The 14642-nt window shown below is 59.0% G+C and carries 14 protein-coding genes and 1 pseudogene; 5 read left to right on the forward strand and 10 right to left on the reverse strand.

The window, feature by feature from the left end:
* Positions 1–286: 286 nt before the first annotated feature.
* On the forward strand, positions 287–1051 hold the full coding sequence (locus AACY08_RS22785; protein ID WP_339415687.1) for an SDR family oxidoreductase: 765 nt from the start codon (positions 287–289) through the stop codon (positions 1049–1051).
* Positions 1052–1168: 117 nt separating this feature from the next.
* On the opposite strand, the gene AACY08_RS22790 is transcribed toward AACY08_RS22785, so the two are convergent.
* From AACY08_RS22790 to ureE, 5 genes are all read right to left on the reverse strand, one after another.
* Positions 1169–2278 carry an AGE family epimerase/isomerase gene (locus tag AACY08_RS22790; protein WP_339471495.1) on the reverse strand — a complete coding sequence of 370 codons (1110 nt, stop codon included), beginning with the start codon at positions 2276–2278 and terminating at the stop codon, positions 1169–1171.
* A gap of 125 nt (positions 2279–2403) precedes the next feature.
* A complete protein-coding gene (locus tag AACY08_RS22795; RefSeq protein WP_339471496.1) occupies positions 2404–2976 on the reverse strand; it encodes a HupE/UreJ family protein in 573 nt (190 codons plus the stop codon).
* A gap of 22 nt (positions 2977–2998) precedes the next feature.
* A complete protein-coding gene (ureG, locus tag AACY08_RS22800; protein ID WP_065874333.1) occupies positions 2999–3613 on the reverse strand; it encodes an urease accessory protein UreG in 615 nt (204 codons plus the stop codon).
* 12 nt (positions 3614–3625) lie between these two features.
* Positions 3626–4300: an urease accessory protein UreF gene (locus AACY08_RS22805; RefSeq protein ID WP_339415692.1), complete on the reverse strand. Its 675-nt coding sequence runs from the start codon at positions 4298–4300 to the stop codon at positions 3626–3628.
* Positions 4297–4797, reverse strand: a complete 501-nt coding sequence (gene ureE / locus AACY08_RS22810) for an urease accessory protein UreE (RefSeq protein WP_339471497.1) — start codon at positions 4795–4797, stop codon at positions 4297–4299. Before ureE ends, AACY08_RS22805 begins: the two co-directional genes overlap by 4 nt.
* 277 nt (positions 4798–5074) lie before the next feature.
* Here ureE and AACY08_RS22815 point away from each other — a divergent pair, with 277 nt between their 5' ends.
* A complete protein-coding gene (locus AACY08_RS22815; protein WP_339471499.1) occupies positions 5075–5572 on the forward strand; it encodes a C40 family peptidase in 498 nt (165 codons plus the stop codon).
* A 5-nt stretch (positions 5573–5577) separates the two neighbouring features.
* Here the strand turns inward: AACY08_RS22815 and AACY08_RS22820 are convergent, their stop codons facing one another.
* Together AACY08_RS22820 and AACY08_RS22825 are read right to left on the reverse strand one after the other, a co-directional pair.
* On the reverse strand, positions 5578–6210 hold the full coding sequence (locus AACY08_RS22820) for a TetR family transcriptional regulator (RefSeq protein ID WP_339471501.1): 633 nt from the start codon (positions 6208–6210) through the stop codon (positions 5578–5580).
* 151 nt (positions 6211–6361) lie between these two features.
* Positions 6362–6763: a hypothetical protein gene (locus AACY08_RS22825; RefSeq protein ID WP_339471502.1), complete on the reverse strand. Its 402-nt coding sequence runs from the start codon at positions 6761–6763 to the stop codon at positions 6362–6364.
* 359 nt (positions 6764–7122) lie between these two features.
* Between AACY08_RS22825 and AACY08_RS22830 the strand changes: the two genes are divergently transcribed.
* The gene (locus AACY08_RS22830) at positions 7123–9192 is read left to right on the forward strand and encodes an AsmA family protein (RefSeq protein ID WP_339471503.1); all 2070 of its coding nucleotides are present in this window, start codon (positions 7123–7125) and stop codon (positions 9190–9192) included.
* 86 nt (positions 9193–9278) lie between these two features.
* Here the strand turns inward: AACY08_RS22830 and AACY08_RS30630 are convergent, their stop codons facing one another.
* The 3 genes and pseudogenes from AACY08_RS30630 to AACY08_RS22840 form a co-directional block, all read right to left on the reverse strand.
* Positions 9279–9716 (reverse strand): methyl-accepting chemotaxis protein, encoded by a 438-nt coding sequence (locus AACY08_RS30630; protein ID WP_370467830.1) that lies wholly within the window; start codon positions 9714–9716, stop codon positions 9279–9281.
* 99 nt (positions 9717–9815) lie between these two features.
* Positions 9816–10592 (reverse strand): annotated as a pseudogene (locus AACY08_RS30635) (PAS domain-containing protein); the annotation flags it as partial.
* A gap of 72 nt (positions 10593–10664) precedes the next feature.
* The gene (locus AACY08_RS22840) at positions 10665–12305 is read right to left on the reverse strand and encodes a methyl-accepting chemotaxis protein (RefSeq protein ID WP_339471506.1); all 1641 of its coding nucleotides are present in this window, start codon (positions 12303–12305) and stop codon (positions 10665–10667) included.
* A 273-nt stretch (positions 12306–12578) separates the two neighbouring features.
* Here AACY08_RS22840 and AACY08_RS22845 point away from each other — a divergent pair, with 273 nt between their 5' ends.
* Together AACY08_RS22845 and AACY08_RS22850 are read left to right on the forward strand one after the other, a co-directional pair.
* On the forward strand, positions 12579–13052 hold the full coding sequence (locus AACY08_RS22845) for a thiol-disulfide oxidoreductase DCC family protein (protein WP_339471507.1): 474 nt from the start codon (positions 12579–12581) through the stop codon (positions 13050–13052).
* Positions 13039–14577, forward strand: coding sequence for a cryptochrome/photolyase family protein (locus tag AACY08_RS22850; RefSeq protein WP_339471508.1), 1539 nt, complete (start codon positions 13039–13041; stop codon positions 14575–14577). Before AACY08_RS22845 ends, AACY08_RS22850 begins: the two co-directional genes overlap by 14 nt.
* Positions 14578–14642 lie beyond the last annotated feature (65 nt).

Consider the following 14642-nt stretch of genomic DNA (forward strand, 5'->3'; position numbering starts at 1 on the left):
GGTCTACATACGCCCCGTCTAAGGTCAAGCAAAAAACTTTCTAAACCCCCTTGTAACCCTTGTGTATAGAGGCCTGGGGCTTTTTGCACTTGCCCCCAAAGACTGTGGGCGCAGTTGTGGATAACCTGCGCGTATATGGCTGCAAGCCACGGTTCATGAGGCTTTGCGCGCAATGGTTAAAAAGTGATCAGTCACGCATGAAGTTATGCGCTTAGCGGTTGCCGCCACTGCGGCGTCAGGGCATTCTGCTGGCTGATTTTTTCCCGATGCCCGCAAGGAGAACACCATGTCCGACACGCTGTTTATTACTGGCGCAACCTCAGGTTTCGGCGAAGCCTGTGCTCGTCGTTTTGCTGACGCCGGCTGGAAACTGGTGCTGACTGGCCGGCGTGCCGACCGCCTGAATGCGCTGGTCGAAGAGCTTTCAAAGCAGACCGAAGTGCATGGCCTGGTTGTGGACGTGCGTGATCGCAAGGGCATGGAAGACGCCATCGCCAACCTGCCGCCGTCGTTCGCCAAGCTGCGCGGGCTGATCAACAACGCCGGCCTGGCCGTGGGCACTGACCCGGCGCCCAAGTGCAGCCTCGACGATTGGGAAACCATGGTCGACACCAACATCAAGGGCTTATTGACCACCACCAGCCTGCTGCTGCCGCGCCTGATCGCGCATGGCCGTGGCGCCGGGATCATCAACCTGGGCTCCATCGCCGGCAGCTACCCGTACCCAGGCAGCCATGTGTATGGCGGCTCCAAGGCGTTTGTTAAGCAATTCTCGTTGAACCTGCGTTGCGACCTGCAAGGTACCGGCGTGCGCGTGACCAACATTGAGCCCGGCCTGTGCGAGAGCGAGTTTTCGTTGGTGCGCTTTGGTGGTGACCAGGCGCGGTATGACGCGACTTATGCCGGTGCCGAGCCGATTCAGCCGCAGGATATTGCTGACACGATTTTTTGGGTCATGAATACGCCGGCGCATGTGAATATCAACCGGTTGGAGTTGATGCCGGTGAGCCAGACTTGGGCTGGGTTTGCGATTGAGCGCGGGGCCAAGTAAAGCTCTAGACCGCGCCGCCTGTTTCGCGAGCAAGCCCGCTCTCACATTCGCCTGCATTCCAAAGGTAGGACGCGGTCAAATGTCGGAGCGGGCTTGCTCGCGAAGAGGCCCTGAAAGTCAGGCCAGATACCGGGTCAGACCCTGATAGCACGTTGCCAAATGATAAGGCGTAGTCGACGGCATATCCCGTCGACTCACGACGCCCTCGGCATCCAGGCATTCATTCCAACCCTTCTCATGCAGAAAATGCTGTTGCAGCGCCAGCAATTGGCGCTGTAGCACCGCTTCGCTGTCCGGCCGCAAGGTCAGTGCCCGCAGGTATTCGGCCTGGGCCCAGATACGTTGGGTGCCGTCACGCATCGTGCCGTCCAGCGCCAGCATGCCGCTGACTGCGCCGCTGACGTTATCCACACCCTGTTGCTCGGCGTAGGCGAAAGCCCGGGTCAGCGACGCATGCAGCGGCGTACCGCGCAGTACATCTGAAGATTCCAGCAAGAAGAACCACTCGAACTGGTGTCCCGGTTCGAACCAGTTATCCACAGCGCCCAGCGGTTTTTCCATCATCACGCCGTGCTGGCGGTCGATGAAACGCTGTTGCATGGCTGTCGCCAGTGCCAGCAGGGCTGCCTGCACGTGGGCATCTTCACGCACCGCGAGGGTGGCGAGGAAACCTTCGGCCAAGTGCATCAACGGGTTTTGCAGCGGGCCGGATTTAAGCGATGACCAGTTGCGCTCCAGCACGGCTTCATACAGGCCGTCGCCTGTGGAAAACCGCTCGGCGACCACTTCCAGGGCCGCATTGAGCACCGATTCCACCAGCGGCGCACGCACCTTGGCCCAGTAATGGGCGCAGGCGAAGATGATGAAGGCGTGGGTGTACAGGTCTTTGCGCTTGTCGAGCGGCTGGCCGTTGGGATCGATGCTGTAGAACCAGCCTCCGTGCTCGGCGTCGTGGAAGTGCTGTTGCAGTGAACGGAACAGAACAGCTGCGCGCTCCTCTGCGAAGGCTGCGCCAGGCTCGTCGATCAGACAGGCAAACAGGTACAGCTGCCGCGCGCAGGCCATGGCGCGGTAGCGTTGTGGGGGCAGCGGCCGGTGATCGGCATCCAGCGCCTCATAGGGCAGCGCCAGCTCGGCGTTCCAGCCCGGGCCTTGCCAGAGCGGCACGATCAGGCTGTGGAAGTGCGTGAGCACGGTGTTCAAGGAGGGTTGGGAAGCGCTGGGCATTGGCGGGCGTCGTCACGGCAGGGGTGTAGGCGCGCATGGTAGCAGAGGGGCAGTTGTAAGTTGTGAGCTACAAGCTGCAAGTTGGCGCAAATCGGCGTCTACTTGCAGCTTGTAGCTTGCGGCTTTTAACTGGCAAGCAACCAAACCCCAGTCGCCGCCGACGCCGCCCCCGCAACCCGTACCAACGGCGCCGCAGCCGCCGGCAGGAAACGCACTACCGCATAACCCGCCGCGTGCAACACTGCCGTTGCGCCCACAAACCCAGCCGCATACGCCCAAGGGTTGGACATGTCCGGCAGCTCCAATCCGTGCGCTACGCCGTGGAACAGCGCGAACAATGCTGTCGCCCCCACCGCCACAGACAACGGCAGCCGCACCGCCAGCGCCACCGCCAGGCCCAGGGCCAGCACCGATGCAGCAATCCCGCTTTCCAGCGCTGGCAGTGCCAAGCCTTCAAAACCCAGCACGCCGCCAATCAGCATGGTGCCCACGAAGGTGCACGGCAATGCCCAGCGGGCGGCGCCTTTTTGTTGGGCGGCCCACAAACCGACGGCCACCATGGCCAACAAGTGGTCAATGCCACCCAAGGGATGGCTGATGCCGGCCACCAGGCCGTTGTCGCCGTGGCCCGGGTGAGCGAAGGCGAGGGCAGGGGCCAGCAGCAGGGCGGCGGCGGTGAAGAGTTTCTTGAGGCTCATAAACAGGCTCCTTGAGGGTTGGTCAGGCGGCGGTCAGCAGGCCTTGGCGTTCGATAAAGGCGACGATGTCATCCAGGCCGACACCGGTTTTCTGGTTGCTGAACACAAAGGGTTTACCGTTGCGCATGCGCTGGGTGTCGCTGTTCATCAGCTCCAGCGAGGCGCCCACCAGCGGTGCCAGGTCGATCTTGTTGATCACCAGCAGGTCGGATTTGCAAATACCAGGCCCGCCCTTGCGTGGCAGCTTGTCGCCGGCAGACACATCGATCACATAGATGGTCAGGTCCGACAGCTCGGGGCTGAAGGTGGCCGAAAGGTTGTCGCCGCCGGACTCCACCAGGATCAGGTCCAGGCCGGGGAAACGGCGGTTGAGCTGATCCACGGCTTCGAGGTTGATCGAGGCGTCTTCACGGATCGCCGTGTGCGGGCAGCCGCCGGTTTCCACGCCGATGATGCGCTCCGGCGCCAGGGCTTGGTTACGCACCAGGAAATCGGCGTCTTCGCGGGTATAGATGTCGTTGGTGACCACTGCCAGGTTGTAGCGATCACGCAGCGCAAGGCACAGCGCCAGGGTCAGGGCCGTCTTGCCGGAGCCCACCGGGCCGCCGATGCCAACACGCAAAGGTTGTGAGTTCATGTCTGTGTTCTCCTAGGAACGGAACAGGCGGCTGTACTGGCGCTCGTGGGCCATGCACGCCAGGGACAGGCCGAAAGCGGCGCTGCCGAAATGGGTAGGGTCGATGCGGCTGGCGTCCTGCTGGGCTTGTTGCAGCAGCGGCAGCAGTTCGCTGGTCAGGCGCTGGGCGGCTTGCTGGCCGAGGGGCAGGGTTTTCATCAGCACGGCCAATTGGTTTTCCAGCCAGCTCCACAACCACGCCGCCAGGGCATCAGCGGGGCTGATGCTCCAGGCGCGAGCGGCGAGGGCCCAGCCCAGGGCCAGATGCGGCTCGGCGCACCGCTCAAGAAATGCGCGGGCGGCGTCGTCCAGTTCCGGCAAGCCGCTGAGTAATTGCTGCAGCGAGTAGCCCATCTGCCGGCTCTCCTGATACAGCTCGCGGGTCTCGCGGCTGGCGCGATGCTCATCACACCATTGCGCCAGGCGCGGCCAATCCTCATCAAAGGCCGCTTGGCAATGTGCGAGCAGCAACGGTGCTTCGAAACGCGCAAGGTTGAGCAGCAACTGATCGCTTATCCAGCGTCGTGCAGTGGCCGCATCATTGACACGACCGTTCTCCACCGCCATTTCCAGGCCCTGGGAATAGCTGTAGCCGCCAATCGGCAATTGCGGACTGGCCAGACGCAACAGCGCCCAGGCTGGGTTCATAGACGCACGCCGAACTGATGCAGCTTGGGTGGGTAGTTGAAATCTTCATCGCCATGGCGCGAGTGATGGTGGCCGCCGCCGTAAGCACCGTGCTCCGGCTGGAATGGCGCTTCAATGGTTTCGGTCTGCGCACCCAGCTGTTCGAGCATGGCCTTGAGCACGTAGTCGTCTAGCAGGCGCAACCAGCCGTCCCCTACCTGCAACGCCACATGGCGGTTACCCAGGTGATACGCCGCGCGAGTCAGTTCAAATGCGCTGCTGCAGGTGACGTGCAGCAGATGTTCAGGTCGGGCGCATACGCGTACGACGCGTCCGTCTTCAGCCTGTAGGAATTCGCAATCGTGCAGCGGCGGCTGGCCGCGCTCCAGGAAAAGGCCGACGTCTTCACCGTCGGCACTGAAACAGCGCAGGCGACTTTTGCTGCGTGCTTCGAAATTCAGCAGCAACTCGGCGGCCCAGAGGGCTTGAGGGGCGATTCGGCGGTGGATCACCAGCATCAGGAAGCTTCCAGCTATGAGCGATAGCACAGCTAGAGCAAGGGCCTTGCCAATGTCGATAGAGAGTAGGAATTGCCTGTAGGCAAGGGCGGTAGCGCCACTAAATGGAGCGAGGAAGGATTCTCTGCGTGCGCCAAAGTGGGGCGCGATTTTACTGATTGCACGCGCGATGGGCGTTTTCAGATTTTCCCTACAGGGCATGAGGATTCGGCATTCATCCGGTTACCTGCGAGATCATTAGTCTGTTCGCCGTGTTTACTCCACTGCGACGTTCATCATGTTCAAGTCATTTTGTTGCCTGGTTATTGTCAGTCTGTCTTTCGCCCTTTCATCGGCTTCGGCCAATCTGAACGGCCATCCCCCTTTCAGCGCTTCACACAAAAAAGCGACTATCGACGATGTGGTCGACCGCGCCCACGAACTGCTGGGTACGCCTTACAAATGGGGTGGCACCTCGGCAGAGCAGGGCTTCGATTGCAGCAGCCTGCTGGTGTATCTGTTCAAGACTCAAGCCAACATCCGAATACCGCGCACCACGACGGCAATGCAACGTTCGACGGCTGCGACGGTCAAGCGCAACGCGCTCCAGCCCGGCGACGCGGTGTTTTTCAGAGGAAACGGAAGCGGCCAGGTCAGCCATGTGGGCCTTTATATAGGCGAGGGTAAATTTATCCATTCACCGCGCAGCGGCAAAAACATCCGTATCGATTCACTGAGCAACCGCTATTGGAACAAGCACTACACCATGGCCAAGCGTTTCCATTCGGCAGGCTGATTGCGTTATTCGGTGCTGCCCAGGCCTTGCCAGTGCTTCAAGCCGATAAAGATAAAGCGCAATTGTTGTGTGATTTTCGCCTGCGGCGTGAGGTGGGCGGGCAGGGCTTGGGCTGGTGGGTCGATGATGTCGGGAAGGGTGGCGAACACACTTTTGACGATCAGGTCGGCCATCACGTGCAAGCCATCGGCGTCCAGGTGCTGCAGTTTGGGCATGAAGGTGAGGTCAGCCGCCAGGTCGCGAGTGATGTCTTCGCGCAACGCCGCGATGGCTTGGCGCACGGCCAGGCAGCCGCCGTATTGCTCGCGGGCCAGGAACAGGAATTGCGAACGGTTGGCCGAAACCACATCGAGAAAGATCCGCACGGAGGCATCGATAATGCCGCCCATCACGAATTCGTTGTGGCGCACCAGGCGGATCGTAGCGCGAAAGGTCTGGCCGACTTCACTCACCAACACAAGCCCAAGCTGGTCCATATCGGCAAAGTGGCGATAAAAACCGGTGGGCACGATGCCAGCTGTCTTCGCCACTTCGCGCAGGCTCAGGCTGCCAAACCCACGGCCACATTCCATCAGATGGCGGGCTGCGTCCATCAAGGCGAGGCGGGTCTGTTGCTTCTGTTCGGCGCGGGGCAGCATGGGCGGGCAGACTTTGTTGGCAAGTACAGCGACGCACTCTAGCAAAACAGCTTTGCCGGCGTCGAACTTGGCGCGGGAAGTACGTGACGCGATCTACAGTAAAGCAAAAGCCCGATCGACAGATCGGGCTTTTTTCTGGGCCACCACGGGGTTAGCTCTGTGCTTGATGCAGTTCTTGCAAACGGTCAGCACCGCCTTCAACCAGGCCTTTCTGTTCCAGGCGATCACGGCCACCTTCGGCGACAGCGTTACGTTCCAGCAGGCGATCAGCACCACCTTCAACCAGGCCTTTCTCTTCCAGGCGGTCGCGGCCGTTTTCGGTCAGGCCTTCGGTGTAAGCGCGTTTGTTGGCTTGCTCCGAACCATTTTCAGCAACAGCGCCTTTGGCGTAGTCACGGTTCTCTTCTTCTTGCGAGCCGCTGCGAGCGACGGTCTGGCTGAAATGAACGGCATCGGCTTTGACTTGTGGGGTGGCCTGTTCAGCGGCTGGCAAGGCAAAGGCGCTGGAAGCCAGGATGGATAACAGGACGGTAGCGAGTACTTGGCGTTTCATGATGGGTTGCTCCTTGGGAGGGCGATAAAGTGGGTACAGAGCTAATGCTACTCTCGATAAGTCGATATAAAAGTTCATAAACGCAATGGTAATAATCAACAGAATTGATTGTTCTGAGCGGAGGCTCTAGGCCGGGCCTCTCAAGCCCGCGGTTTTGCACCGGTGTGGGTATTTTCGACACGCCCGTGGGTAACAATGGTGCGCTGTCGTAGGTGGATTCTGTCGAAGTGGTCAGAAATTGATGTTTTTCCCGGCAAGTGACCGATTGGGTTAAACCCCCAGACGGTTTGCCAGTCGTAGTCGTATAAGCTGTCCATAAAGGCTGTGACCCAGCCAGTCGTATTCAGGAGTCCCGTGCAATGACGCGCACTCGTAAAATCGTCGCTTGGAGCTGCGCCAGCGTCGTTCTGTTAATTGCCGGGGTGGTATTGGTTCTGGTGTTCTTTGACTGGAACCGCATCAAGCCGCCCCTCAATGCCAAGGTTTCCGAAGAGCTGCATCGACCGTTTGCCATCAACGGCAACCTCTCGGTGGTGTGGGCACGTGAGCCCGATGAAGGCGGTTGGCGCGCCTGGGTGCCGTGGCCCCATGTGATTGCCGAAGACCTGACCCTGGGCAACCCCGACTGGTCGAAAACCCCGCAGATGGTCACGCTTAAAAAGGTCGAACTGCGCATTTCGCCGCTGGCGTTGCTGGTGCAGCGCGTGGTGATCCCGCGCATTGACCTCACTGAGCCGAGTGCGCAATTGCAGCGCCTGGCCGACGGCCGCGCCAACTGGACCTTCAAGTTCGACCCTAAGGACCCGAACGCCGAACCCTCCAACTGGGTGGTGGACATTGGCGCCATCGGCTTCGACAAGGGCCACGTGACCCTCGACGACCAGACCCTCAAGACCCAGCTTGATGTCATCATCGACCCGCTGGGCAAACCCGTGCCCTTTGGTGAAATCGTCGGCGACGCCGATGCCAAGAAGGCTTTAGAAAAAGGCTCGGCGCCGCAGGACTATGCGTTCGGCCTCAAGGTCAAAGGCCAGTACCACGGCCAGAAACTCGACGGCACCGGAAAGATCGGCGGCCTGCTGGCGTTGCAAGACGCGGCCAAGCCGTTTCCTTTGCAGGCTCAAGTCAAGATTGCCGACACCAGCATCGCCCTGGCCGGCACCCTCACGGATCCGCTGAATCTGGGGGCCCTGGACCTGCGCCTGAAACTCGCAGGTTCCAGCCTGGGCAACCTCTACCCACTGACCGGCGTGACCTTGCCGGATTCGCCGGCCTATTCCACCGATGGCCATCTGATCGCCAAGCTGCACGAAGCCAACGGCGCGTCGTTCCGCTACGAAAACTTCAACGGCAAGATCGGTAACAGCGATATTCACGGCAGCCTTGGCTACGTTGCCAGCCAGCCGCGCCCCAAACTCAGCGGCGCGTTGGTGTCCAACCAACTGCTGATGACCGACCTCGCCCCCCTGATCGGCGCCGACTCGAATGCCAAGCAAAAAGCCCGTGGCGGCGGCAGCAAACAACCCGCGACCAAAGTGCTGCCGGTGGAAGAGTTCCGCACGGAGCGCTGGCGTGTCATGGATGCCGATGTGGCGTTCACCGGCAAGCGCATCGTGCACAGTGCCGATCTACCCTTCACCGACCTCTACACCCATTTGGTGCTCAATGACGGCGAACTGAGCCTGGAGCCCCTGCGTTTCGGCGTGGCCGGCGGCAAGCTGGATGCACAGATTCGCCTGAACGGGCGCACCGCACCGATGGAAGGTCGTGCCAAACTGACTGCGCGTAACTTCAAGCTCAAGCAGCTGTTCCCGACATTCGAACCGATGAAAACCAGCTTTGGTGAACTCAACGGCGATGCCGACATTTCCGGTCGCGGTAACTCCGTGGCGGCATTGCTGGGCACCTCCAACGGTGACCTGAAGATGCTGATCAACGACGGCGCCATCAGCCGTGGCCTGATGGAAATCGCCGGGCTCAACGTGGGCAACTACGTGGTGGGCCGATTGTTTGGCGACAAGGAAGTGAAGATCAATTGCGCCGCGGCGGACTTCGGCATCAAGACTGGCCTGGCGACGACGCGGTTGTTTGTGTTTGATACCGAGAACGCCATTATCTATATCGATGGCACGGCGAACATGGCCACGGAGCAACTGGACTTGACCATCAACCCCGAATCGAAAGGTTTTCGACTGTTCTCGCTGCGTTCACCGCTGTACGTCAACGGGCCGTTTATCAAGCCGAATGCCGGTGTGAAAGCCATTCCTCTGGCGCTGCGTGGCGCGGGCATGGTGGCGCTGGGTGTGATCGCGGGGCCTGCGGCCGGTTTGCTGGCACTGATCGCACCCAGCGCCGACGCGCCTAACCAGTGCGCACCTTTGCTGCAACAGATGCGCGAAGGCAAAGCACCGAAAACAGTCAAAGGGTGATTGCTGAAAATCACCCGCTTGCCCATTAATCAAACGACGTGTCGCAACAGCGCTAGCGAACATTCTGCGCCAGCGGTGTTGCGACCCTAGGCAACCTGGGTCGCAAACCTGCCCACCGCATCGACCACTCGTTTGGCGCCATCCTGAATCTCAACAATGACGTGGCCCGCCTGGGTGGCGAGTTCAAGGCCTTGCTCTGCCTGGGATTTGCTGTTTGCCATCTCGGCGACGGTCTCATCCACCAGCTTCTGGTTCTGCAAGACAACCGATGCAATTTCTTCGGTAGCCGTGCTGGTGCGCCCAGCCAATTGCCGAACTTCATCCGCCACGACCGCAAAACCGCGCCCCTGCTCACCTGCGCGCGCAGCTTCAATCGCAGCGTTCAATGCCAGCAAGTTGGTTTGCTGGGCAATACTACTGATCGTCTGAATGATCGAGCTGATCAACAATGACTGCTTGCCGAGCGCTTCAACGCCGCCAGAGGCCGCCTGCATATCAACAGCGACTTTGCGCATGGTGTGCATCGTGTCGTTCACCACGACGGCGCCGCGCTGAGCCGTCACGTCAGTCTGCTGGGAGATTTCAAATGCAGTTTGGGCGGCTTCACTGACGGCTTGTTCACGGGCCACTTGGTCGGTGACAACCGTCGCAAACTTAACGACCTTGCAGAGTGTGCCTTCGGTGTCGTACACCGGGTTATAAGTCGCCTCTAGCCATACGGTCTGACCGCGACTGTCAATTCGTTCGAAGCGGCCAGCAACAAATTCACCCTTGTTCAACGTTGACCAAAAATCCTTGTAGTTCTGCGACGAGGTTTCTTCTGGCTTGCAGAAAATACGGTGGTGACTGCCTTTCGCTTGGCTCAAGTTGTAGCCCATGGCTTTTAAGAACTGATCATTCGCGGTGAGCACATGCCCGGATAGATCGAACTCGATCACCGCCGTCGAACGCAGCAGCGCGTCAATGAACGAGGCGTTTTCCGAGGCTTTTTCTACGCGGGACGTAATGTTGGTCGCATAGCAAGCGATATGACTTAACAGGCCAGTCGCATCGGTTATGGGCTGCCAATGAGCATGAATCCACACTAACGAACCGTCAGCATGCAGGTAACGGTATTCGTCAGAGATCGATTTACCTGCGGCGATGGCGGCTCGAAAGTTGTGAAAACACGGCAGCTTGGAGACGTACTGGGGGACGATATCGGCCATGGCACGGCCCAGAAGCTGATTCTGGGTATAGCCCAAGGCCTGTGCGAAGTTGTCGTTGCAGGCGGTAATTTTAAATGTCGAATCGATACTCAACGTCAGCATTTCATGGCTGAGTCCATCACGCAGTTGTCGCAGCTGCGCCAGCTCGGCTGTCTGAGATTGAAGCTGGTTCTTGATTTTGGTATTGAACATGGGGGAAACCGCCTGTTGGGTCTTAATAAGGCTATCGGCAAAGTCAGCCGCTTGTTGAGTCCTTTGTGACGCCTAAGCAGCGCTGAAAAACGCAACTTTCGCAGTAAGGCGATCCGCCAACTGCGCGAGTTCCATGCTCGCCGTTGCCACTTGGCGTGAGCCGGTGGCGGACTGCACGGTGGAACCGTGAATACGGTTGATGTTTTGCGCCACGTCTTCGGCCACGCTGTTCTGCTGCGAGGAGGCACTGGCGATTTGGGCGTTCATGTCGCTGATCGCACCCACCTGCTCGCTAATCTTGGCTAACGCACTCTGCGCCCTGCGGGTTTGCGCCACGCTTTGGCTTGCCAGCTCGCAGCTGTCACGCATGGTTTGCGAGGCGGTTTCAGTGCCCACTTGCAGCGTGCTGATCATCTTCCGAATTTCCTCGGTCGACCGCTGAGTCCGGTTGGCCAGCGAGCGCACCTCATCGGCGACTACCGCAAACCCGCGCCCATGTTCTCCAGCCCGCGCAGCCTCAATGGCGGCGTTCAGGGCCAGCAAGTTGGTTTGCGCAGCGATGGCGTTGATAACATCGATCACTGACTCGATCTTTTCGCTGTGTTTGGACACCTGGTTCACGGTGCCTGTGGTCTGCTCCAGCGTGACGGCCAGTTGTTCGATGGCCAGTGTGGTGCTAGCCACCAATCGATTGCCGCTTTCCACTTCTATATCAGCCAACCGGGACGCCTCAGCTGCCTGCGCGGCATACCCTGAGACTTCATTCACCGTTGCCGCCATTTGCGTGATGGCGGTGGCCACCTGCTCGGCTTCACGGGTTTGCAGGCTAATCTGGTCATTGTTGGCCGATGAGGTGGCAGACAATTGAGTCGACGAGTGATTGACCTCTTGGGCCGCCCTGCGCACTTGCTGGATAGTCTCTGCCAGGTGGCTAAGTGCGTCTTTTAATACGCCCATCACGCTATTGGGGTACTTCGTGGCAATCGTCTGATTCAGATCACCCGCAGCCAACCGCGCGATGGCTAATGCAACTTCCGTAGGCTCTGCGCCCAGCGTGGAGTTGACGAAGCGAATAATCACCGCCGACAACATAATGCTCAACAACAGGGCAATGCCGGTCGCGATGATCATCAGCGTACTGAACTGGCTGGCAGTGGCTTGCACCGCGCCAAGCTTCGCCTTGATTGACGCCTCTTCATAGTCGATCAGCGCATTCACGCGCTTGAGCCACTCGCTGTATTCCAAAGACGTTTGACGCATCAGCAGCGCTTGGGCTCCCGGAATATCGCCCGCTTGGCGCAGGGAGATTATCGCCTGGGTAGATGTCAGGGTTTGTTGTTCAATGGCCTTGATCGCGCTCAGTAATCGAACCTCTTCGGCGGTCACGCTGGTGCCCTTGAACAGCTGGTCCATAGGGGCCGCCGAGTCGGAGTAGGCCTTTTCCAGGGCTCGAATCTCATCCAAGTGTTTTTCCAGGTCCGCTTTGTTCGCCACCAGCACCGCATCCCGGATCGCAATGGCACGGTTATGCACGCTGCCACGGAAATTGATTGCGTAGCGCTGTACCTTCGCAGCGTTTTCGCTGACGTCGCCCAAGGTGGAATCAATAAACGCCACGCGCTGAATGCTGATGGCAGTGATCACTACGAGAAGCGCCAGTATGGCTGCGAAGCTCAGCCCTATACGTGTGGCCAACGAAAGCGTGTTTTTCATGGCTAGCTCGGAAATTCGCCCTGCACTGGGCTGAGTTGGTGCGGATGACGCGAACGGTGCTATTAGCCGCTCACGTTGAGTTCATTGACGATAAGTCGGCGTAATAGGGTCCATCCAGTTAGCAATACTCACTGCGTTGATAGCTATGTGCTATCAGGTGAGGTCGCCGAGCAGGCTCGATCAAAAAACTAAATTCACAGCGGCGTGGGTGCCCGTTGTCAGCGATGGATTTTGAGCATATCGTGGCATAAAACTTATACAGAGTGCATGTAATTGTACAAGAATTCGCGGTGGCCACTGACGCTTTATTTTGAGGGTGAGTGCCCACTTTGCGCTCGAGAAATCAAGCTTCTGAGTGCGCGCGCTATACCCGATCGCCTTCTGTTTGTGGATATCAGCGATGCTGCCTTCGACGCCAACGCGCTGGGGTTCACGCGTGCACAAATGGAGGCATCACTGCGCGCCAGGTTTGACGATGGAACCTGGGTCACTGGGCTGGACGCTACGCTCTGGAGCTGGCGAGCAGCGGGGCTCGGTATCTGGGCAGCACCGTTATCGTGGCGGTTAACCCGGCCATTTCTTAACGTGGGCTATCGTCTTTTTTGCCGCTGGCGTCCGCATTTGGCCTGGCTGCCTCATCCGGATGGCAGCGTTCGCTGTCGCGGTGGGCGCTGTGCAGTGCCAGCCCCCCAAACCACTCCTGGCAGCCTTACGTCGCCGGTCAGAGTTATTGATGAAGAACGCTAACCGTTTGTGCCTGATCCTCGGTGATCAGCTATCGTTCGATCTCGCCTCATTGCAGGGCTTGGATGCCCAAAGCGATACCGTGCTGCTTGTCGAGGTGATGGAGGAAGCCAGCCATGTCCCTCATCATCCGCAAAAAATCACCCTGATCTTCAGCGCCATGCGCCATTTCGCCGAGACGCTGCAGCAGCGGGGCGTTCGAGTGCAGTACGTTGCGCTCGATGATCCAGACAACACGGGGTCAGTGCCGAGCGAGTTACACCGGTGGCAGGCGCTGATGCAAGCAGACGAAATACACATCACCGAATGCGGCGACTGGCGCTTGGAGCAATCGCTCAGGGACTGTGGCTTAGGCATAACGTGGCATTGCGACAGCCGTTTCCTCTGCACACGCACCGAGTTCTCCAATTGGGCACACGGCAAAAAGCAGCTGCGCATGGAATTCTTCTACAGAGAGATGCGGCGCAAGAGTGGATTGTTGCTCAATGGTGATGGCAGCCCGGTCGGAGGTGCCTGGAACTTTGATGCAGAAAACCGCAAGGCGCTACCGAAGGGGGTTAGGCCTCCCTCACCCGCCCGATTTGCGCCCGACCCGATCACCCAGGAAGTGATGGCGTTGGTGGCCAAACATTTCGCCAGTCACTACGGCTCACTCGACGCATTCGACTACCCGGTCACCCACGCCGACGCCCAGGCCCTGTGGGAATACTTTCTCGACTGGGGCTTGGCAGCCTTCGGCGACTATCAAGACGCCATGGCCAGCGACGAGCCTTTCCTGTTTCATGCCCGTATCAGCGCTGCGCTGAATATTGGCCTGCTCGATCTGCGTCAGTTGTGCGGCGATGTGGCGTCAGCCTACGAGTCGGGCAGCATTGCACTTAACGCTGCCGAAGGCTTTATTCGACAACTGATCGGCTGGCGAGAATATGTCCGAGGCGTCTACTGGCTGAAGATGCCTGACTATGCCGATGGCAATGTGTTCGGCAACACACGCTCGCTTCCAGCGTTCTACTGGACAGGCGAGACACAGATGAACTGCATGCGCCAAGCAATCAGCCAAAGCCTTGAGCATGCCTACGCTCACCATATCCAGCGGCTGATGGTCACCGGCAATTTTGCTCTGCTCGCCGGCATCGCACCGAGTCAGATTTGCGAATGGTACTTGGCCATCTACATGGACGCCTTCGACTGGGTGGAATTGCCCAATACCTTAGGCATGGTGATGCACGCCGATGGCGGTTACCTGGGCTCCAAACCCTATTGCGCAAGTGGCCAGTACATCAAGCGGATGTCCGACTATTGCCGTGGCTGCGCTTACAAGGTGAGCGAAAGCACCACCGACGATGCTTGCCCTTTCAACGCGCTGTATTGGCACTTTCTGATGCGTCACGGTGACCGCTTACGCGGCAATCAACGCATGAGCATGATTTATAAAAATCTCGACCGTATGGCTGAATCCAAACAGCAGGCACTTTGGCAGCGTGGCCAGTGGTTGCTAGACACATTGGACGCCGGTGAGTCATTTTGAAAAAAAACCAACGCTGACTCACCGCCGCCCACACAGACAAAAAGGGCGCGCTGGTTATCCAGCGC

The organism is Pseudomonas sp. EL_65y_Pfl1_R83 (assembly GCF_963970695.1).
Taxonomy (GTDB): domain Bacteria; phylum Pseudomonadota; class Gammaproteobacteria; order Pseudomonadales; family Pseudomonadaceae; genus Aquipseudomonas; species Aquipseudomonas tritici.